The following is a 17,664-nucleotide window of genomic DNA, read 5'->3' as shown; positions in this document are numbered from 1 at the left end:
AGTTACGGCGGCCATGGCGAGAGGGAAACGCCCGGCAACATTCCGAACCCGGAAGCTAAGCCTCTCAGCGCCGATGGTACTGCCCTGGAGACGGGGTGGGAGAGTAGGACGCCGCCGGACAACCATTACCGAACGGGGGTCAGAGCCACGTGCTCTGACCCCCGTTCGTTTGTCTTGTTCCGGTGATCGACGTCGGCGGTGTGCCGACGCGTGCCGTCGATATCGAAGAGGTATTCCGCAGTCATGACATCACCGCGACGCGGATCCGGAGGAGCGCGCGACGACCGCGGCTCCGGGGCAGGCCGAGGCGCTGCCGGCAGGAGCCACGGCGGGGCGCCGCGGGGCGGCTCGGCCGGCCGTGGCGATGGGCCGCCGGCCGGCGGTGCACGTCGTGGCGGTGGGGGCTACCCGCGCGGCGCCGGCGGAGGAGCACAGGGCGGCCGTAGCGGCGGGGCTCGTGGCACGGGTTCGTCGCGTGACGAAACCCCGAGCTGGCAGCAGCGCCGTCCCGGCGCGGACCGTCCGACGGGCGACCGGCCGCAGTGGCAGGACCGGCGTCCGCAGGGCGAGCGACCGGCCGGCGGCGGCAGGCCGCAGGCGTCCGGTGCTGGACGGTCGGGCCGTCCTCAGGGTGATCGGCCGCAGTGGCAGGATCGGCGCCCCCAGGGCGACCGGCCCGCGCGCAGCGATAGTCCGCAGGGATCCGGTCCGGATCGCTCCCAGGGGGATCGGCCGCAGTGGCAGGACCGGCGCCCCCAGGGCGACCGGCCCGCGCGCGGCGGTAGACCGCAAGGATCCGGTTCGGATCGATCCCAGGGTGATCGGCCGCAGTGGCAGGACCGGCGTCCCCAGGGCGAGCGACCGGCCGGCGGCGGCAGGCCGCAGGCTTCCGGTGCTGGACGGTCGGGCCGTCCTCAGGGTGATCGGCCGCAGTGGCGGGACCGGCGTCCCCAGGGCGAGCGACCGGCAGGTGACCGCCCTGAGTGGCAGGACCGTCGTCCTGGCGGCGAGCGGCCTACCGGTGGCGCACGGCTGGATCGTGGCGGCCCCCGCGACGGTCGCCCCTCGACCGACCGCCCGCAGTGGCAGGAGCGCAGCCCCCGGGCCGGGAACCCGCCGGTCGAAGGGGGTTCGCGCAACGCGCCGGGGCAGTGGCAGCAGCGGGCGGAGCGCTCGCAGGCGCAGGGCGACCGGCCGCAGTGGCAGGACCGTGGTCGAGCAGGAGGGGACCGCTCGCAGCGCGCCGCCGTGCCTCGTGGTGGCGGAGGAGGCTGGCGTGACCGCCGCCCGTCCGACGACCGCCGGGGTGGGCACGGCGGTCGCCCGGCTGTGGCCGGCGAGGAGCGCCGACCGCCACTGCCCCCGGGGCCCGCGATCCCGGACTGGGTCGACGTGCGGGACCTGGACGCGGGGGTGCGGACGGCGCTGCGCGGGCTCGACCCGCGCAACGTCGAGCGGGTGGCGTCCCACCTCGTCGCCGCCGGCACGCTGCTCGAGGAGGACCCGGCCGAGGCGCTCGCCCACGCGCGGGCCGCGCGTGACCGGGCGTCCCGCGTGGCGGTCGTCCGCGAGGCCGTGGGTGTCGCCGCATACCACGCCGAGGACTACGCCGAGGCCGCCCGCGAGCTCCGTGCCTACCGCCGGATGAGCGGCGACGAGAGCTACCGAGCGGTGCTGGCCGACTGCGAGCGAGCACTCGGGCGGCCCGAGGTCGCCCTCCGGCTGGTCGCCGAGGCCCTGGCGGAGGCGCCGGACGCGGTGGAGACCGCCGAGCTGCGGATCGTCGAGTCCGGTGCCCGCCGGGACCTGGGCGAGGACGCGGCCGCCCGCCTGGTGCTGGAGAGCGCGCTCGGCAACCGGCTCGACCCCGCATCGCTCCAGCCCGGCGACACCGCCCGGCTCCGACTGGCCTCGGCCTACGCGGACCTGCTGGAGCTGCAGGGCGAGCACGAGCGGTCCTCCGACTGGCTGATCGCCATCGCGGGTGCCGACACCGACGACGTCACAGGGGCCGTCGACCGCCTGGGCATCGAGTTCACCGACCTCGAGGACGAGCTGGTCGACGTGCAGCCGCTGGACGACGGCGCGGCCACCCCGCCCGAGGTCGTCGAGCCGCTGCCGGAGGACGACCACGAGCTCGGCCGGAGCTTCGACGAGGAGGTCGAGGCCGAGGTCGCCGAGCTGCTCGGTGAGAGCGATCCGCCGGCGGAGGGCGGCACCGGCACGCACTGACGTCCGACAGAGCACGTCTCGTCGTCCACATCGCCCGGCGGCGTCCACAGATGCCGCCGGGCGCTGGGACGGCGCCCGGCGGCGCAGCAGGCTCGCTGCATGAGCGTGGCTGTGATCGACCGGAACGACGTGGTGCTCCGCGGGCGGCTGTCCGCTCCCGCTGAGCTGCGGACCCTTCCCAGCGGGGACGCGCTGGTGACCTTCCGCCTGGTGGTGCGGCGCCCGGAACCCCGGGCGCGCGGCCAGTCGGTCGACGTCCTGACCTGCATCACCTACGACCGGGGGCTGCAGCGCCGCGCCGCCCTGTGGCAGCCGGGCGACGTCGTCGAGGTCGAGGGTGCGCTGCAACGGCGGTTCTGGCGGACCGGCAGCGGGACCGCCTCGGTGTGCGAGGTGAACTGCCGCAGGGGCCGGAAGGTGCCGAGGACGGCCGACGGCTCCGCCGAGCGGACGGCGTGAGTCCGGTCGGGTCGTCAGTCCGCGAGGGGGCGGAACACCAGCCCGGTACGGGGCTTGGGGACGAAGAGCGTGGACTTGCGCGGCATGCGGGCGCCCGCCCGGGCGACCGCGGCCACGTCGCTCGGGGACGGAGCGCGCAGCAGCAGTGCCACGCCCGATCGGTCGGCGGCCAGGCGCAGCGCCTCGTCGACGCTGTGCCCGATGAGGACCGATGTGGGATCGTCCGACCGGTGCCAGAGCCGGTCGATGAGCCCGTGGTGCGCCAGGACGACGTCCAGGTTCCGCCAGGCCGTCGGCGCCTCCGGCGGCACCGAGGCGCACACCTCGGGCGAGGGCCCGGACAGACGCACCACCCGGTGCCCGTCGGTGACCAGGAAGCCGCTCTGCCCGGGATCGGCGATCCAGGCCCGGGCCTCCCGCGCGGCGTCCCCGGCGGCCGGCTCGGACACCGTGAAGCCGCGGGCTGCGGCGCGGACGGCGGTGTCGAGGTCCAGGTCGGGCACCACCCGGTGGATCGGGTCGACGCGCAGGCCGCCCGGACCCATGGGCGTCACGAGGGCGAGCACGCGGTCGCTCCCCGGCTGGTCGGGCGCGCTCCGGTGGTGAGCGCGCGCGGCGGCGAACCGGTGGTGCCCGTCGGCGATGACCGCCTGCGTGCGGCCGAGGGCACCGGTCAGCCGGTCGAGCACCGCCGGGGCGGTCACCCGCCAGAGGCGGTGCTCCACCCCGTCGGCGTCCTGCACCGCGAGCGTCGGCGGGCCCACGCGGATCTCGTCGGTCAGGGCGGCGACCTCGGGGTCGGGGTCGTGGGCGAGGACGATCGGCTCCAGGTCGGTCGCCGTCGCGGCCAGAAGCGCACGCCTGCCCTCCACGGCCGGCGCGAAGGTGTCCTCGTGGGGGAGGACGGCCGTCGACCCGGCCGGCGGCAGCGCGACCGCGCCCAACCAACCCGCGGTGGCCGGTCCGGGACCGCCCGGGCGCAGTTCGTAGAGCCAGAGGGCCGGCTCGGCGTCGCGGACGAGCACCGCCTCCTCCTGCCACTGCCGCAGCGTCCGGGCGGCGGTCTCGGCCGAGCCCGAGCGGCCCTCGGCCGACGGCAGGATGAGCCGGACGACGTTGTGCGGGTCGGTTCCGGCCAGTCGGTCCCGGCCGGCGGGCGTGACCAGGTCGTAGGCTGGCGAGCTCACCCGGGCGAGGTGCTCGGGGTCCTGCTGCCGGTAGGTCAGGGCGCGGAACGGACGGACGTCGAGCCCCGTCGTCGCTGCAGACGTTCGGGACGACGACTCGGGCACGAGGTCGATCGTAGGAGCGGCCGGCTCACGTCCGGAGCCCGCGGTCCGGCCCGGCCCGACGGGAAGGGGGACGGGGTGGCCGACGCTTCCACCGGCGGGACTCCTCCCGACGGCGACGTCTACGAGTGGTACCACCGGGGCGTCGCGCTGTTGCGCAACGGGGATCCCGCGGCCGCGGCCACGCTGCTGGGCCGGGCGGTCGCCGCGGAGCCGGGCTCGCGGAGCATCCTCGAGGCCCTGGCTCGGGCCCAGTACGACGCCGGCCGCTACGGCGAGGCGGTCGCCAGCTTCACCGCGCTGACCGGGCTGAGCCCCACCGACGACTACGCCCACTTCGGCCTGGGACTGGCCGCCAGCAAGGCCGGCGAGCTCCGGCTCGCCGCCGAGCACCTGGCCCTCGCCGTGGCGATGCGGCCCGACGTCGGGCACTACGCGCGGGCCCTGCGCGGCGTCCGCGCCCGGCAGGCGGCCGAGAGAGCATGAGCGTCCCCGAACCCACCCCGCTCCTCGCCGGCACGACGGCACCGCCTGCCGAGATCTACGACGTCGCGCTGCTCGATCTCGACGGCGTCGTCTACGTCGGGCCCGACGCCGTGCCGGGTGTGCCCGATGCCCTGGCGTCCGCCCGGTCGGCAGGCATGCGCCTGGGCTTCGTCACCAACAACGCCGCCCGGACCCCGGAGCAGGTCGCCGAGCACCTGACCGAGCTCGGGGTCAGCGCCGCGCCGGACGACGTGATCACCAGCTCCCAGGCGGCGGCCACGGTGGTCGCGGAGTCCTTCGGCGCCGGTGCGCGGGTGCTCCCCGTCGGCGGGCCGGGCGTCGCTGCGGCGCTCACGGCGGCCGGGCTGACCGTCGTCGCACGCGCGGAGGACGGGCCGGTGGCCGTCGTGCAGGGGTACGGCCGCGAGGTCGGCTGGACCCAGCTCGCCGAGGCCGTGGTCGCCGTCCGCAACGGCGCCCGGCACGTCGCGACGAACGCCGACGCCACGATCCCCTCGCCGCGCGGCCCGCTCCCGGGCAACGGGGCCATGGTGAGCGTGGTCCGCGAGGTGACGGGCCAGCCGCCGCTCGTCACCGGCAAGCCCGACCCCGCGATGCACGCCGAGTGCGTCCGCCGCACCGGTGCGCGCCGGCCGCTGGTCGTCGGCGACCGGCTGGACACCGACATCGAGGGCGCCCGCCGAGCCGGCGCGGCCAGCCTGCTGGTCCTGACCGGGGTCACCGATCCGGCGCTGCTGCTCGCCGCGCCCCCCGAGCACCGACCCGACCTGCTCGCCGCTGACGCCGCCGGGCTGCTCAGCCGCCACTCCGCGGTCACCCTCGTGCGCGGCTCGTGGCGGTGCGGCGCCTGGACGGCGCACGCGGGTGAAGGCGAGGACGTCCTCGCGCTGGAGGTGGCAGCGACGGCGGAGGACGCGGCCGGCGACGGCCTGGACGGTCTCCGCGCGCTGTGCGCCGCGCACTGGGCCCGGCACCCCGACGGAGGAGCACAGGCCCGCGTGGTCGCGTCCGGCGCCCAGGCCCGGGCGGCGGTCGACCGCTGGGGGCTCGAGGCGCCGCCGGGGGAGGAGCGGTGGCCGGGCTAGAGCAGCTTGCGCAGCCGCAGCAGATCGCGCAGGCCCGCTTCCAGCTTGACCCGGCCGCTCGCCCACGCGGGTCCGAAGGCCAGCCGGCCGTCGGTCAGGGCGACCAGGTCGTCGCTGGCCATCGTCAGGCGGATGTCGGCCTTCGGCAGCGCCGGGCCGTGCGGCTGCACGTGCAGGTCGCGCACCGCCCCGGCGCTGAGCCGGCCGAGGACGACCTCGTCGAGATCGGTCAGCCGGCACGACAGGCTGCGGTCCAGCCCCTCGGCGGCGGGGTTCGCAGCGAGGTCCCCGAGGATGCCCTGCAGGGCCTTCATGCACTGTTCCATCGTCGCCACGCGGGCGGGCCTCCAACGCTGACACGGTGCCGATCCGGACGAGGGACGCTATCGCTCCCGCTCGTGCCCCCGTGCCCGTCGGCCCCGGCCGGTAATCTCGCGGGCGAACCGGACCACCCGACGGGGGCAGCCTGCCCGCCCGCCGTCGCCACGCCACGCGGAGGGAGCACATGACCGAGCCCAGCGCGTCACGCCCGGTCCCGGGCCCGCCGCGCCCCGGCCCGCATCACGGCGACGAGACCCCTGCCCCGCCGCCGGCGGCCGACGCCTCGGAACGGGCGGAGGACCCGTTCGCCGAGCTTCCGGAGCGTCCGATCGCCGAGCACGTCGCCGTCTACGAGGCCGAGCACGCCCGGCTCGAGCGCGAGCTCGGCACGATCGACCAGCTCTGATGGCCCGCCGCAGCCGGCTCGACGCGGAGCTCGTGCGGCGGGGCCTGGCCCGCTCCCGCGAGCACGCCGTCGCCCTGATCGCCGACGGCCGCGTCGCCGTCGGTGGCCAGGCCGCGACCAAGCCGGCGACGGGGGTCGACGCGGCCACCCCCGTCGTCGTCCGCACCGATCCCGATCAGCCGAGCTGGGTCTCCCGCGGCGCGCACAAGCTTCTCGGCGCCCTCGAGGCCTTCCCCGTGCAGGTCGAGGGCCGCCGGGCCCTCGACGCCGGAGCCTCGACCGGCGGCTTCACCGAGGTGCTGCTCGGCCGAGGTGCGGCGGAGGTGGTCGCCGTCGACGTCGGGTACGGAGAGCTCGCCTGGTCGCTGCGCACCGACGAGCGGGTGCGGGTGCACGAGCGCACCAACGTGCGCACGCTCACGCCGGAGGCGATCGACGGACCGGTGGACCTGGTGGTCGCCGACCTCTCCTTCATCTCGCTGCGCCTGGTGCTGCCCGCACTCACCGCCTGCGCCCGCGACGGCGCCGACCTGCTGCCCATGGTCAAGCCGCAGTTCGAGGTGGGCCGCGAGCGCCTGGGTGCCGGTGGGGTCGTGCGCGACCCCGAGCACCGGGTGGGGGCCGTCCTGGAGGTGGGCGCCGCCGCGGCGGCCCTCGGCTGGGGCACCGCCGGGGTGGTGGCCAGCCCGTTGCCCGGCCCGGCGGGCAACGTGGAGTTCTTCCTGTGGCTGCGCCGGGACGCGCCGCCGCCGCAGGAGGACGACGTCCGTCGAGCAGTGCAGGAGGGGCCTCAGTGACCCAGCCCAGCGAGGGCACGTCCACGGCGCAGGAGGAACCCCGTCGGGTCCTCCTCACCGTCCACACCGGGCGCGGCGACATCGTCGACCTCGCCCGCAGCTCGGCCGCGCGGCTGACCGCCGCGGGCATCGTCGTGCGGGTGCTCGCCGAGGAGGCCGAGGACCTCGACATCCCGGCCGCCGAGGTCGTCCCGGCCGACTCCACCGCCGCCGACGGCGCGGAGATCGTCATGGTCTTCGGCGGTGACGGCACCTTCCTGCGCGCCGCCGAGCTCGCGCACTTCACCGACGCGGCCCTGATGGGCGTCAACCTCGGCCGGGTCGGCTTCCTCGCCGAGACCGAGCCCGAGGCGGTCGAGGAGACCCTCGTCGCCATCGAGCAGTGCGAGTACTCCGTCGAGGAGCGGCTGGCCCTCCAGGTCGACGTGCTCGACGGCCACGGTGCGGTGGTCGGCAGCACCTGGGCGCTCAACGAGGTGTCCGTCGAGAAGGCGCAGCGCTCCCGCGTGCTCGACGTCGTCCTCGCCATCGACGGCCGCCCGTTGACCAGCTTCGGCTGCGACGGCGTCCTCTGCGCCACGCCCACCGGCTCCACCGCCTACGCCTTCTCCGCGGGCGGCCCGGTCGTCTGGCCCGACGTGGAGGCGCTCCTGCTGGTGCCCAGCAACGCCCACGCGCTCTTCGCCCGCCCGCTGGTGACCTCGCCGAACTCGATCCTGACCGTCTCGGTCCCGGCCGACGGCAACCGGTCGCGGGTGTCGGCCGACGGCCGCCGCTTCGTCGAGGTGCCCGACGGCGGCAGCGTCGACGTCCGCCGCGCCGACCGGCCGGTGCGCATCGCGCGCGTGCACGCGTCCACGTTCGGCGACCGCCTCGTGGCCAAGTTCGGCCTCCCGGTCCGTGGCTTCCGGGACGCGCGCCACCACCCCGGGCCCGGTCATGAGCTGTTCACCAGCCGCAACGTGCTGGCCCGCGACATCGTCACCGGGGACGGCGGAGCGGAGGTGGCCGGTGCCGGCTCGCACGACGAGTCCTGACCGGCCGGCCCCGGCGCCCGACCCGGTCGTCGACGGGCACCCCGGCCGGCTCACCGAGCTGCGGATCCGCGGGCTGGGGTCCATCGACGACGCGACCCTCGAGCTCGGCAGCGGGCTCACCGTCGTCACGGGGGAGACCGGCGCCGGCAAGACCATGGTGGTCACCGGGCTGACGCTTCTCTTCGGCGGCAGGGCCGACCCGGGCCGCGTGCGGGCCAGCGGCAAGGCCGGTGTGGAGGGCCGGCTGGTCCTCCCGCCGGAGTCCCCTGCCTGGGAGCGGGCCGCCGACGCGGGTGCCGACCCGGACGACGACGGCAGCCTCATCCTCGCCCGCACCGTCAGCGCCGAGGGCCGCTCCCGCGCCTTCCTCGGCGGGCGGAGCGTGCCGGTCGGCGTCGTCGCCGAGCTGTCGGAGGGGCTGCTCGCCGTCCACGGGCAGACCGACCAGCTGCGGCTCTCCCGCCCGGCCGAGCAGCGCCGGGCCCTCGACAGGTACGCCGGCCCGGCCCACCTCGCGCTGCTCGACCGCTACCGCGAGGCCCACGGCCGCTGGCGGGAGCTGGCCGCCGACCTCGAGCGCCGGCACACCCAGGCCCGAGAGCTGGCCCAGGCGGCCGACGTCCTGCGGCACGGGCTCGAGGAGATCGAGGCGGTGGGTCCCGAGCCGGGCGAGGACGAGTCCCTCGACACCCAGGCCAAGCGCCTCTCCGACGCCGACGCCCTCCGGGCCGCCGCCGACGAGGCCCGCATGGCGCTGGTGGGCGACGTGACCGGCGACCTCGGCGGCGAGGAGGCGCCGCAGGACGCCACCGCGGCGCTGGCGATCGCCGAGCGGGCCCTCGCCGGCTCCGACGACCCCACGCTGGTCCTCCTCGCCCAGGACCTCGCCGACGCCGTCGCCGTCGTCTCGGACGTGGCCGGTCAGCTGGCCGGCTACGTGGCCGACCTCGACGCCGACCCCGCGCGCCTGGCCGAGGTCCTCGACCGGCGCGCCGCGATCACCGCGCTGGTCCGCAAGTTCGCCGGCCCGGGGGAGGGCCTGGCCGGGGTGCTCGCCTGGGCGGAGGACGCCGCCGGCCGGCTCGCCGAGCTCGACGTCTCCGACGAGGCGCTGGAGGCGTTGGCCGCCGCCCGCGACGCCGCCCGAGCGGACGTCGACGACCTCGCCGCGCAGCTGTCCGCCGGGCGCCGCGCCGCGGCCGAGGGCTTCGCCGCCGAAGTCGGCGCCGAGCTCGCCGGGCTGGCGATGAAGAGCGCGTCGGTCTCCTTCTCGATCGACAGCCACCCCGACGACCCGGGCCCCGACGGCATCGACGACGTCGTGCTGCTGCTGGCCCCGCACCCCGGCGCCCCTCCGCGACCGGTGCACAAGGGCGCCTCCGGTGGTGAGCTCTCGCGGGTCATGCTGGCCATCGAGGTGGTCTTCGCGGGCGCCGACCCGGTGCCGGTCATGGTCTTCGACGAGGTCGACGCCGGGGTCGGCGGCCAGGCGGCCGGGGAGATCGGCCGGCGGCTGGCCCGGCTGGCGCGCGACCACCAGGTCGTCGTCGTCACCCACCTGGCGCAGGTGGCCGCCTTCGCCGACACGCACCTCGTCGTCGACAAGTCGCCCGACACCGACGCGGGGGTGACGGCGACCGACATCCGCGCGGTCGAGGACGAGGACCGCGTCCGCGAGCTGGCGCGGATGCTGTCGGGTCTCAGCGACAGCGACACGGGCCAGGCGCACGCCCGCGAGCTGCTGGCCGTCGCCGCGACCGCCCGAGGCTGACCACGCTCGGCCACGGAAGGGTGACGGTGCGAGTGCGGAGCCGACCGGCGGGGTAGGCGGCGAGCGTGACCTGCTTCTCCTCGGCCGACGAGTCGGCGCACTACGGCTTCTCGGTCTGCATGCTCCTGGAGCAGTACCGCACCCAGCTGCGCTGGGAGGAGCAGGGCGTGGTCGAGCTGGGCACCGGGGACGCGACCGCCATCGCCGACGTCGTCGCCGCCCTGCCCGGCCTCCGGGTGCGCAGCTTCGACATCAGCGCACCCTCGGTCGAGACCGCCCGCGCGAACATCGCCGCCCGCGGGGTGGCCGACCGGTACACCGTCGAGCTGGGGGACTTCTTCGACCAGGCCGACTCCGCCTTCGGGCCGCCGGTGTCGACGGTGATCTCGAACCCGCCCTACATCCCGGCACCGGACGGCGACATCCTCATGCCGGAGCTGTGGGGCGGCGTCCACGGCAACGACCTGGTGCTGCGGCTGTTCAAGGCCGGCTACGACAACGTGGTCGCAGCCGTCGCCAGCTACTCCGACCCCCTCGAGACGGTGCGCACGGCCGGCGACCTCGGCTACCGCGTGGTCAACTTCCTCGCCATGGGGCTGGACTACGGCACCTACAGCAGCGAACCGAAGGTCCGCGACCACATCCGCCGGCTGTGCGCCGAGGGGCGTGGCTGGGCCGGGGACGACGGCTACATGGTGGCCATCGCGCTGTTCACGCGAGACCCCGACCTCCCCGGGGACCGGGGCGACCAGCTGCTGCGGGCGCTGCAGGTCTAGTCAGCGGCGCTTCGCGTAGCCGGCGAGGCCGAACTGCAGCAGCGACAGCCCCCGCCGCCCCTGCCGGCGCAGCTCCGCCCCGAGCTCCGGCCCGGTGACCCCCGAGAGCACGCGGTCGCGAGCCAGGTCCAGCAACGAGGCGTAGAGCCCGAGGACGGCGTGCGCGGCCAGCCACGGCTCCACGGCGTGCGGCAGCGCCCCGGTCTCCTCGGCGATCAGCCCGGCCAGCGCGTCGGTCAGCTCGCCGAGGATCTCCCGCTCCCGCACCTGCAGGGTCCGGCTGCCCCGGATGACGCGCGCCATGCGGGCCACCCCACCGGACACCTCCGGTGCGCCCAGCAGGCTGACCGCACCGACGACGAAGCTCCCCGCGGCGGCCGACACCGACTCACCGGCCGGCCGGCGGCGCACCGCGTCCAGCAGCGCCGCGCGCATCGGCGGGTCGGCGTCGAAGACCAGCCCCTCCTTGACCGGGAAGTGGTTGAAGACCGTCTTCTCCACCACGCCGGCCCGCTTCGCGATCTCCATCACGCTCACGGCGTCGAAGCCCCGTTCGGCGAACAGGTCGGCCGCGGCGTCGACGATCCGCGCCCGCGTCTCCTGCCGCTTGCGCTCCCGCGCGCCGGGCTCCCCGGCCGCCTTCCGGCCGCGCCGGCCGGCCGGCCGCGGTGCCGCCCCGGGAGCCGCCGGCGCCGGGTCGACGGAGGGAACCGCCCTGATCAGCGCGCCGGTGGGAGCCTGGTCCGGCGTCGTCTCACCGGCGGGCAGGGGGGCGGTTCGGGGCAGGGCGTGGGCCACTCCAGTCACACCCGCAACGCTAGTCACGGCGAGGTAACGATTCCGGGGGCGCGCCGGAGCGGACGGAGCGGGCGTGTCGCTGGCGCCGTGGTGTCGGACACGGTGAGTGACTGACGGGTCGCGGAGGGCGCGTCGGACGGACGACCCCTCACGGCGCCGTGAAAGCATCGGGCTCATGCGCATCGGCACCCTGCGGCGCGGCCGGGGACAGGACACCGGCCCCGGTGTCTCCGGCACCGTCCGGTTGGACCGCCGCACGAAGAACCTCACCAAGCGGCTCCAGCCCGGCGACATCGCCGTCATCGACCACGTCGACATCGACCGGGTCGCCGCTGACGCCCTGGTCGCCAGCCGGGTCGCCGCCGTCGTCAACGCCGGCGCGAGCATCTCCGGCCGCTATCCCAACCTCGGCCCCGAGGTCCTGATCAACGCGGGCATCCCCCTGCTGGACTCGGTCGGCAAGGACGTCTTCGCCCGGGTCAAGGAGGGTGCGCACGTCCGCCTCGACGGCAACCAGCTGCTCGGCGAGGACGGCGAGGTCCTCGCGGAGGGCCGGGTGCACGACCGGCCCTCGGTGGCCATGGCCATGACCGAGGCCAAGGCGGGGCTCTCCACCCAGCTCGAGGCGTTCGCCACCAACACCATGGAGTACATGAAGCGGGAGCGCGCGCTCCTGCTCGACGGCGTCGGCGTGCCCGACGTGGCCACCCAGATCGAGGGCCGGCACGTGCTGGTCGTCGTCCGGGGCTACGACTACAAGGAGGACCTGCAGGCCCTCCGGCCCTACATCCGCGACTACCGGCCGGTGCTCATCGGCGTCGACGGCGGCGCCGACGCGCTGCGCGAGATGGGCTACCAGCCGGACATGATCGTCGGCGACATGGACTCGGTGAGCGACGACTCGCTGACCTGCGGCGCCGAGGTGGTCGTGCACGCGTACGCCGACGGCCGCGCACCCGGGCTCGAGCGCGTGCAGGACCTCGGTGTCGAGGCGATCACCTTCCCGGCCTCGGCCACCAGCGAGGACATCGCGATGCTGCTCGCCGACGAGAAGGGCGCGACGCTCATCGTCGCCGTCGGCACCCACGCCACGCTCGTCGAATTCCTCGACAAGGGCCGCGGCGGCATGGCCTCCACCTTCCTCACCAGGCTGCGGCTGGGCGGCAAGCTCGTCGACGCCAAGGGGGTGAGCCGCCTCTACCGCAGCCGCATCTCCACCGCCGCCCTGGTGGTGCTCGTCCTCGCGGCGTTCCTCGCGATCGGCTCCGCGCTGGCGGTCTCCGCGGCCGGTCGCGTCTACCTCGACCTCCTGCTCGACCAATGGAACAGCTTCGTGTTCTGGTTGGAGAACCTCTTCTCGTGATCGACTTCCGCTACCACCTGGTGTCGCTGATCGCCGTCTTCCTCGCGGTCGCGCTCGGCATCGTGATCGGCACGACGGCCCTCAACGAGCCGATCCTCGCCGACATCGAGAACCAGGTCGCCGACCTCGAGCAGGACAAGCGGGCCCTCGAGGACCAGACCCAGCGGCTCCAGACGCTGCTGGACACCTCCGACGCCTTCGAGGAGGCCGTCGCCCCCGCCCTGGTCGACGGGACCCTCACCGGGCAGAGCGTCCTGCTGGTCAGCACCAACGAGGACGTCGCCCCCGAGGTCGTCGAGCAGCTCACGGCGCTGATCGGCGAGGCCGGCGGCTCCGTCAGCGGCGCCCTCACGCTGCGCCCGGAGTACAGCGACCCGTCGACCGCCTCCAGCCTGCAGAGCTACGCGACCGGCGGCGGGCTGCCCGCCGGCCTGGAGCTGCCCGCCACCGACGACGCCGGTCAGCTGATCGGCGGACTGCTCGGCCAGGTGCTCATGACGCCTCCGGGTGGCACCGCGCCGGACGCCGCCGCGGTGTCGTCGGTGCTCTCCGGGCTCACGGCGCTCGACTTGCTGTCCCAGGACACCGACACCGTCTCGCCCGCCGACTACGCCGTCGTCCTGACCGCCGGCACGTTCAGCGGCGAGGGCGCCGACGAGCGCAACACCACCCTGGTGGAGCTCGTCTCGGCCCTGGACTCGGCGGGCTCCGGCGCCGTCGTGGCCGGCAACCCGCCGTCGGCCGGCGAGAACGGCCTGGTCGGCGTCATCCGCGCCGACCCCACCCTGTCCGGGGCCATCTCGACGGTGGACAACGTGGGGGCCGCTGCCGGCCGGATCGGCACGGTCCTGGCGCTGGGCTCCGAGAGCGAGGGCACGTCCGGCAAGTACGGCATCGGCGAGGACACCCAGCCGGTGCCGCCGGTGCCCGCGACCACGCCGTGAGCACCGCGCGGAAGATGGGGCTGGCGCTCGCAGGGGCGGCGGCCGCCCGTGCGGCGCTCGCCGGCGCCACCGCCCTCACCGACCGCCCCGCCGGCGCCTCCTGGCGCCGGATGAACTACGCCGGACGGCCGGTCACCCTGCTGGGCGGCCCGGCACTGGCGGCCGCCGCCACGACGACCGCCGTCCTCGGCGCACCCGCGGGCACGCGGGCCGCCGCCGCCCTCGTCGGCACCGTCTCCGGGGCGGTCGGTGCCTACGACGACCTGGCCGGCGCCCGGCCCGAGCAGGCCCGGGACAAGGGCCTGGCCGGCCACCTCGCCGCCCTGCGGGCAGGGCGGGTGTCCGCCGGCGCGGTCAAGGTCGCCGGGATCGGCGCGGCCGCCGCCGTCGCGGCCGTCCTCACCCGCCGGCCCGGCGCGAGCGGGCTCGTCGACGGCGTGATCACCACCGGGCTGGTCGCCGGCACCGCGAACCTGGTCAACCTCCTCGACCTGCGCCCCGGCCGCGCCGGCAAGGCCGGTGCCCTCGTCGCAGCGGCCGGGCTGGGCGGTCCCGCCGGCACGATGGTCGCCGGCCCGCTGGGGGCCACCGCGGCCACGCTGCCCGACGACCTGGGGGAGAAGGTCATGCTGGGTGACGCCGGGGCCAACGCCCTCGGCGCGCTGCTCGGGCTCCGGCTGGCCGCCATCCCCGGCCGGGGCGCCCGTGCGGGCCTGCTGGCCGGCGTGGTGGCGCTGACCCTGGCCAGCGAGAAGGTCAGCTTCACGAAGGTCATCGAGGCCACGCCGGGCCTGCGCGAACTGGACCGCCTCGGCCGCCGCCCGTCGTGAACCGCCGCACGGTCGCCCAGGGAGTCGCCGGCGCGGCGGCCCTGATCGCCGTCCTCACCCTGCTGGCCCGCGTCGCCGGCTTCGGCCGCACGCTGGTGTTCACCAACACGGTCGGCGCCGGCAGCACCGGCGACACCTACCAGGCGGCGAACACCGTCCCGAACATCGTGTTCGAGGTGGTCGCCGGCGGCGCGCTGGCCAGCCTGGTCGTCCCGATGCTGGCCGGCGGCATCGCCACCGGCGACCGCGAGCAGGTGCGGCGGACGGCGTCGGCGCTGCTGGGCTGGACCCTCCTGGTGCTCACCCCGCTGGCCGTGGCGATCGCCGTGCTCGCCGAGCCGATCGCCCGGCTGCTGCTGGGACCCAGCGACGAGGCCGAGATCGCCCTCGCCGCCCGGTTCCTGCTCGTGTTCGCGCCGCAGGTCGTCCTGTACGGCATCGGCATCGTCCTCACCGGCGTCCTCCAGGCGCACCGGCGGTTCGCCGGGCCGGCCATCGCGCCGCTGCTGTCGAGCCTGGTGGTGGCGGGCGCCTACCTGACCTTCGCCGCCATGGGCGGCGCCCAGGACGTCGAGGACCTCTCCCGCCCGGCGGAACTGGTGCTCGGCGTGGGGACGACGCTGGGCGTGGTGGCGCTGAGCCTGAGCCTCTTCGTCCCGCTGCGGGGGCTGCGGCTGGGTCTGCGCCCGGCGTTGCGCTTCCCGGTCGGGGCCGCGCCGCGGGTCCGGCGGCTGGCCGTCGCGGGCGTCCTCACGCTGGCCGGGCAGCAGCTGGTCGCCGCCGTCGCGATCCGGCTGGCCGCAGGCGGGCCCGACGGCACCCAGGTGGTCTACGCGGCCGGGCTCACCCTCTTCCTCGTGCCGTGGGCCGCCCTCGCCGTCCCGCTGGCCACCTCGGCCTACCCGGGCCTCGCCGAGCGGGCCGACGCCCGGGACGAGCCGGGCTACCGCCGGGCCCTGGCGCCGGTCAGCACCCTGGTGGTGGCCGCGGCCGCCGTCGCGGCGGCGCTGCTGGTGGCGGTGTCGGGTCCCATGGCGCGGGTCTTCCTGGCCAGCGCGCCGGCGTCCCAGGTCGCTGCGCTGCGCGACACGATCATCGCCTTCGCCCCCGGTCTCGTCGGCTACGCGCTGGTCGCCGTCCTCACCCGGGCGCTGTACGCCCGCGGACTGTGGAAGGCGCCGACGGTCTGCGTCGTCGGCGGCTGGCTGCTCGCGGTGGTCGCCGACGTCGCACTCGCGCAGCTGCTGCCCGAGGCCGATCGCGGGCTCGCGCTGGGTGCCGGGCACAGCCTGGGCGTCACCGTCGCCGGCCTCAGCCTGCTGGTCGCCGTGTCGCGGGCGGCCGGCCCGGGAGCGCTGACCGGTGTCGGCCGCGTGGGCGGGCCGGCTCTCGCCGGTGCGGTGCTGGCTGCCGCCGGCGGACTGCTCGCCGTCCGGGCGCTGGACGCCGACCCGGTTCCCTCCGGGCTGCTCGCCGCCGTCGGCGCGGGCCTCCTCGGGGCGGGGATCGTGCTGGTGATCGCACTGAGCGTCATGATGGGGACGGCGCGACGACCCCTCACGCAGTCGTGGCGGGCGCTGCGGACGGCCGACCGTCCGGCCGAGGAGCGGGAGCGACAGGAGGTGCACGGTGACTGAGCGGTCGCCCCTGCACGGCCGCCGCATCGTGGAGGCCCTCGCCACCAGCGCCGGCGGCGTGGGCAGCCACATCCGGACGATCGCCCCGGCGGTCCGCGACGCCGGCGCCACGGTCCGGGTCTGCGGTGCGCCGGCCACCGAGGAGCTCTTCCGCTTCACCGCCACCGGTGCCGAGTTCCGCCCCGTGGGCATCTCCGCGGGCCTCGCACCGGTCGCTGACGGGCGGGCCGTGCTCCAGCTGCGGGCGGCTGTCGAGGGCGCCGACCTCGTGCACGCCCACGGGCTGCGGGCCGGGCTGGTCGCGGCGACCGCCCGCCGCCTCTCCGACGACCGGGCCCGGCCGCTGGTGCTCACGCTGCACAACGCGCTGCAGGAGGGCTCCGGCGCCAAGCAGCGGCTCCTGCGCGCCCTGGAGGGCACGACGATCCGCGCCGCCGACATGGTCCTGGCCGTCTCCGGCGACCTGGCCGACAACGCGCGCCGGCTCGGCGCCCGCGACGTGCGCGTCGTCCCCGCCCTGGCGCCGCCGCTGCCGCCCGCCCAGCGGTCGCGCCAGGAGGTGCGGGAGGAGCTCGGCCTCGACGCCGGCCGCCCGCTCGTCGTCGCCGTCGGACGCCTCCACCCGCAGAAGGGCTACGACGTCCTGCTCGACGCCGTGGCCCGCTGGGAGACCGACGGACGGCTGAGCCCGGCGCCGCTGGTGGCCATCGCCGGCGACGGCCCCCTCGAGGACGAGCTCGCCGCGCGGATCCGCGCGCAGCGCCTGCCCGTGCTGCTGCTGGGCCGCCGCTCCGACGTCGCCGACCTGCTGGGCGCCGCAGACCTCTGCGTGCTGCCCTCGCGGTGGGAGGGCAGCCCCTTCACCGGGCAGGAGGCCCTGCGCGCCGGCACCCCGCTGGTGGCCACCCGTGCCGGGGGCATGCCCGACCTGTTCGGCGACGCCGCGGCCTTCGTCCCCGTGGGCGACCCGGCCGCCCTGGCCGACGCCGTCGTCGAGGTGCTCGGCGATCCCGCGCGTGCCGCCGCGCTGGCCGCCGCCGGTCCGCGGCAGGCCGCCGGCTGGCCCGACGAGCAGGCCGCGGGGCGGCAGCTGGTCGCCGTCTACCGCGAGCTCCTCGGGGCCCCATGAGCGCCGCCGGCCGCGCAGCGGTCCTGCTGGCCGCCCTCCTCGCGCTCCTCCTCGGGCTCCTGGCCCCGGCGGGCGCAGCCGAGGACGCTGCCGCGGCGACCGCCGCCGACAGCGTCCTCGTCGTCGGCGTCCCCGGGCTCACCTGGAGCGACCTCGACCCCGAGGGGACGCCGGAGCTGTGGGCGCTGGCCGAGGACGCGTCGGTCGGCGCGCTGTCGGTCCGGGCCGCCCGCGGGACGACCTGCGTGCTCGACGGCTGGGCCACGCTCGGCGCGGGCAACCG

Annotated in this window: 17 protein-coding genes, 1 rRNA gene and 1 pseudogene; 16 read left to right on the top strand and 3 right to left on the bottom strand. The window is 76.5% G+C overall.

Features of this window, described 5'->3' with window-relative positions; genetic code table 11:
- Positions 1 to 3: 3 nt before the first annotated feature.
- The 3 genes from rrf to DCS98_RS22320 all read left to right on the top strand — a co-directional run bounded on the left by rrf (position 4) and on the right by DCS98_RS22320 (position 2,691).
- Positions 4 to 120: ribosomal RNA gene (rrf, locus tag DCS98_RS22330) — 5S ribosomal RNA — on the top strand.
- Positions 121 to 1,392: 1,272 nt separating this feature from the next.
- A complete protein-coding gene (locus DCS98_RS22325) occupies positions 1,393 to 2,232 on the top strand; it encodes a tetratricopeptide repeat protein (protein ID WP_164704721.1) in 840 nt (279 codons plus the stop codon).
- Positions 2,233 to 2,331: 99 nt separating this feature from the next.
- Positions 2,332 to 2,691, top strand: a complete 360-nt coding sequence (locus DCS98_RS22320) for a single-stranded DNA-binding protein (protein WP_116453688.1) — start codon at positions 2,332 to 2,334, stop codon at positions 2,689 to 2,691.
- 14 nt (positions 2,692 to 2,705) lie between these two features.
- Here DCS98_RS22320 and DCS98_RS22315 read toward each other — a convergent pair whose 3' ends face one another.
- A complete protein-coding gene (locus tag DCS98_RS22315) occupies positions 2,706 to 3,983 on the bottom strand; it encodes a DUF1015 domain-containing protein (protein ID WP_116453687.1) in 1,278 nt (425 codons plus the stop codon).
- 75 nt (positions 3,984 to 4,058) lie between these two features.
- Here DCS98_RS22315 and DCS98_RS22310 point away from each other — a divergent pair, with 75 nt between their 5' ends.
- Both DCS98_RS22310 and DCS98_RS22305 read left to right on the top strand, forming a co-directional pair.
- Complete coding sequence (locus DCS98_RS22310; protein ID WP_116453686.1) at positions 4,059 to 4,466, top strand: tetratricopeptide repeat protein; 408 nt, start codon at positions 4,059 to 4,061, stop codon at positions 4,464 to 4,466.
- On the top strand, positions 4,463 to 5,572 hold the full coding sequence (locus DCS98_RS22305; RefSeq protein ID WP_116453685.1) for an HAD-IIA family hydrolase: 1,110 nt from the start codon (positions 4,463 to 4,465) through the stop codon (positions 5,570 to 5,572). Before DCS98_RS22310 ends, DCS98_RS22305 begins: the two co-directional genes overlap by 4 nt.
- Here the strand turns inward: DCS98_RS22305 and DCS98_RS22300 are convergent.
- Entirely contained in the window at positions 5,569 to 5,886 is a 318-nt protein-coding gene (locus DCS98_RS22300) for an alkyl sulfatase C-terminal domain-containing protein (protein WP_241038603.1), read from the bottom strand. The two genes, DCS98_RS22305 and DCS98_RS22300, sit on opposite strands and share 4 nt — an antisense overlap.
- A 191-nt stretch (positions 5,887 to 6,077) precedes the next feature.
- On the opposite strand from DCS98_RS22300, the gene DCS98_RS22295 reads away from it, so the two are divergent.
- The 5 genes from DCS98_RS22295 (at position 6,078) to DCS98_RS22275 (ending at position 10,680) form a co-directional block, all read left to right on the top strand.
- Positions 6,078 to 6,299 (top strand): hypothetical protein, encoded by a 222-nt coding sequence (locus DCS98_RS22295; RefSeq protein WP_116453683.1) that lies wholly within the window; start codon positions 6,078 to 6,080, stop codon positions 6,297 to 6,299.
- Positions 6,299 to 7,096 carry a TlyA family RNA methyltransferase gene (locus tag DCS98_RS22290; protein WP_116453682.1) on the top strand — a complete coding sequence of 266 codons (798 nt, stop codon included), beginning with the start codon at positions 6,299 to 6,301 and terminating at the stop codon, positions 7,094 to 7,096. The genes DCS98_RS22295 and DCS98_RS22290 overlap by 1 nt, the downstream gene beginning before the upstream one ends.
- The gene (locus tag DCS98_RS22285; RefSeq protein WP_116453681.1) at positions 7,093 to 8,133 is read left to right on the top strand and encodes an NAD kinase; all 1,041 of its coding nucleotides are present in this window, start codon (positions 7,093 to 7,095) and stop codon (positions 8,131 to 8,133) included. The genes DCS98_RS22290 and DCS98_RS22285 overlap by 4 nt, the downstream gene beginning before the upstream one ends.
- Positions 8,108 to 9,904 (top strand): DNA repair protein RecN, encoded by a 1,797-nt coding sequence (gene recN / locus DCS98_RS22280; RefSeq protein WP_241038601.1) that lies wholly within the window; start codon positions 8,108 to 8,110, stop codon positions 9,902 to 9,904. The genes DCS98_RS22285 and recN overlap by 26 nt, the downstream gene beginning before the upstream one ends.
- Before the next feature lie 65 nt (positions 9,905 to 9,969).
- A complete protein-coding gene (locus DCS98_RS22275) occupies positions 9,970 to 10,680 on the top strand; it encodes a class I SAM-dependent methyltransferase (RefSeq protein WP_116453679.1) in 711 nt (236 codons plus the stop codon).
- Here the strand turns inward: DCS98_RS22275 and DCS98_RS22270 are convergent, their stop codons facing one another.
- Positions 10,681 to 11,487, bottom strand: a complete 807-nt coding sequence (locus DCS98_RS22270; protein WP_116453678.1) for a TetR/AcrR family transcriptional regulator — start codon at positions 11,485 to 11,487, stop codon at positions 10,681 to 10,683. It lies immediately after the preceding gene.
- A 166-nt stretch (positions 11,488 to 11,653) separates the two neighbouring features.
- Here DCS98_RS22270 and steA point away from each other — a divergent pair, with 166 nt between their 5' ends.
- From steA to DCS98_RS22240, 6 genes and pseudogenes are all read left to right on the top strand, one after another.
- A complete protein-coding gene (gene steA / locus DCS98_RS22265; protein ID WP_116453677.1) occupies positions 11,654 to 12,841 on the top strand; it encodes a putative cytokinetic ring protein SteA in 1,188 nt (395 codons plus the stop codon).
- Positions 12,838 to 13,785: a copper transporter gene (locus DCS98_RS22260; protein ID WP_116453676.1), complete on the top strand. Its 948-nt coding sequence runs from the start codon at positions 12,838 to 12,840 to the stop codon at positions 13,783 to 13,785. The genes steA and DCS98_RS22260 overlap by 4 nt, the downstream gene beginning before the upstream one ends.
- Positions 13,782 to 14,615, top strand: coding sequence for a hypothetical protein (locus DCS98_RS22255; RefSeq protein ID WP_241038599.1), 834 nt, complete (start codon positions 13,782 to 13,784; stop codon positions 14,613 to 14,615). Before DCS98_RS22260 ends, DCS98_RS22255 begins: the two co-directional genes overlap by 4 nt.
- Positions 14,612 to 16,252, top strand: coding sequence for a murein biosynthesis integral membrane protein MurJ (gene murJ / locus DCS98_RS22250; protein ID WP_116453675.1), 1,641 nt, complete (start codon positions 14,612 to 14,614; stop codon positions 16,250 to 16,252). Before DCS98_RS22255 ends, murJ begins: the two co-directional genes overlap by 4 nt.
- Positions 16,245 to 17,381 (top strand): glycosyltransferase family 4 protein, encoded by a 1,137-nt coding sequence (locus tag DCS98_RS22245; protein WP_116453674.1) that lies wholly within the window; start codon positions 16,245 to 16,247, stop codon positions 17,379 to 17,381. The genes murJ and DCS98_RS22245 overlap by 8 nt, the downstream gene beginning before the upstream one ends.
- Positions 17,378 to 17,664 (top strand): annotated as a pseudogene (locus DCS98_RS22240) (hypothetical protein); the annotation flags it as partial. The gene DCS98_RS22245 and the pseudogene DCS98_RS22240, both read left to right, overlap by 4 nt.

It is taken from the genome of Blastococcus litoris, from assembly GCF_003075095.1.
GTDB classification, from domain to species: domain Bacteria; phylum Actinomycetota; class Actinomycetes; order Mycobacteriales; family Geodermatophilaceae; genus Blastococcus_B; species Blastococcus_B litoris.
This window is presented reverse-complemented; position numbering and strand designations above follow the sequence as displayed.

Bases quoted from the DNA above. Each gene is read 5' to 3' on its own strand.
- DCS98_RS22320 (WP_116453688.1), top strand. From the start codon at position 2,332: ATGAGCGTGGCTGTGATCGACCGGAACGACGTGGTGCTCCGCGGGCGG.
- DCS98_RS22305 (WP_116453685.1), top strand. From the start codon at position 4,463: ATGAGCGTCCCCGAACCCACCCCGCTCCTCGCCGGCACGACGGCACCG.
- DCS98_RS22300 (WP_241038603.1), bottom strand. From the start codon at position 5,886: ATGAAGGCCCTGCAGGGCATCCTCGGGGACCTCGCTGCGAACCCCGCC.
- DCS98_RS22295 (WP_116453683.1), top strand. From the start codon at position 6,078: ATGACCGAGCCCAGCGCGTCACGCCCGGTCCCGGGCCCGCCGCGCCCC.
- DCS98_RS22290 (WP_116453682.1), top strand. From the start codon at position 6,299: ATGGCCCGCCGCAGCCGGCTCGACGCGGAGCTCGTGCGGCGGGGCCTG.
- steA (WP_116453677.1), top strand. From the start codon at position 11,654: ATGCGCATCGGCACCCTGCGGCGCGGCCGGGGACAGGACACCGGCCCC.